This window comes from Hymenobacter agri, assembly GCF_054778495.1.
Genome location: NZ_BAAGZM010000888.1, coordinates 1 through 1314, shown reverse-complemented (window position 1 = coordinate 1314; position 1314 = coordinate 1). Strand labels below are relative to the sequence as shown.

Here is a 1314-nt window from a genome sequence, read left to right as displayed (position 1 = left end):
ACCGCCTGGCCTACCGCCGCGAGCTGGGCACGTTGCGCGCCCTGGCCGGGGTGGCCGATACGGCCCTCATAAGTATTGAAGCCCCCACCCCGCCCACCCACCGCCCGCTGGCGGGGCTGCTGTCCCCGGCGCAGCGCCAGTACACCCTCGACAGCCTGCGCCTGCTGCTCGACCGGCGCGCCGTGGATGCCTACTATCGTCCCAAGCTCAGCGCCGTGCTGGATGCGGGCCTGCAATCTTCATCCTACCTGCCGGTGGCGCTGGCCCACAGCGTGGGCATTGGCACTGGCCTACAGTTGGGTATTCCCATTTTCGACGGCCACCAGCGCCAATTGCAATACCAGCGCATCGCGCTGAGCGAGCAGAGCCGGCGCGGCTACCGGCAGTTTCTCACGGTGCAGCGGCGGCAGCAGTACGAGCAGCTGGAGGGCCTCATTCGCGCCTCCGATGCGCTGCTGGGCCGCATCCGGGAGCAGCTGCGGGTGGCGGAGGCGCTGGTAGGAGCCGCCCGGCAGCAGCTGGCCACGGGCGACGTCGCCATTCTCGACTACCTGAACCTGGTGACGAGCTACCGAACCTTGCAGTTTAGTTTGACACAAGCCCAGACCGACCAGCTTAGGAGCCGGTTTGCGCTGGATTATCTGGCCGAGCAGTAGAACGAGTACCGCGATTTATAAAATCGCGGTACTTGGGCAACGTCTCTTCGTTTAGTTCTTTATGATTCTCTTCCGCCTTTTCTTCCTCCTCACCCTCGCCAGTCTCACGGCCTGCGGCTCAAAAGACCCGGCCAAAGCCGACGAAGCTGCCGCGCCCGCCGATGGTGAGGAAGAAACCGCCGTGAAGCCCCGCGCGCTCGTCACCATCGGCAGCATCGAAACCGACACGCTGACGGACGTGCTGCGGCTGAGCGCCGTGTCGGCCTACGCGGCCAAGGATGCGCTGCGGGCCACCACCACCGGCTACGTGCTGGCCCCCACGCCCGTGGTGGGCCAGCAGGTGCGCGCTGGCCAAACGGTTTTCACCATCCAGACCAAGGAATCGAAAACCCTGCACCTCGATAAGCTCACCGGCGACCCGCGCCTGAAATTCAGCGGCATCATCCCGATAAAATCGGCCCGCGCCGGTATTTTGGCGACGGTGGACAAGCTGGCCGGCGACTACGTGCAGGACGGCGAGCAGCTCGGCCTCACCTACGACAAAAGCCGCTTCGGCTTCATCCTCGACGTGCCCGTGACGCAGCTGCGCTACGTGCACTCGGGCCAGACCTGCCGCATCATCCTGCCCGACGGCCGCGTGCTGCCGGGCCGCGTGGCC

The 1314-nt window shown here is 65.8% G+C and carries 2 protein-coding genes; both read left to right on the top strand.

Going from position 1 to position 1314, the window contains the following annotated elements; all coding sequences use genetic code 11:
- Positions 1-656: TolC family protein (locus tag ACYVDE_RS23110; protein ID WP_460503883.1), on the top strand; the 656-nt coding region annotated here is incomplete at its 5' end.
- A 61-nt stretch (positions 657-717) separates the two neighbouring features.
- Positions 718-1314: biotin/lipoyl attachment domain-containing protein (locus tag ACYVDE_RS23105; RefSeq protein ID WP_460503882.1), on the top strand; the 597-nt coding region annotated here is incomplete at its 3' end.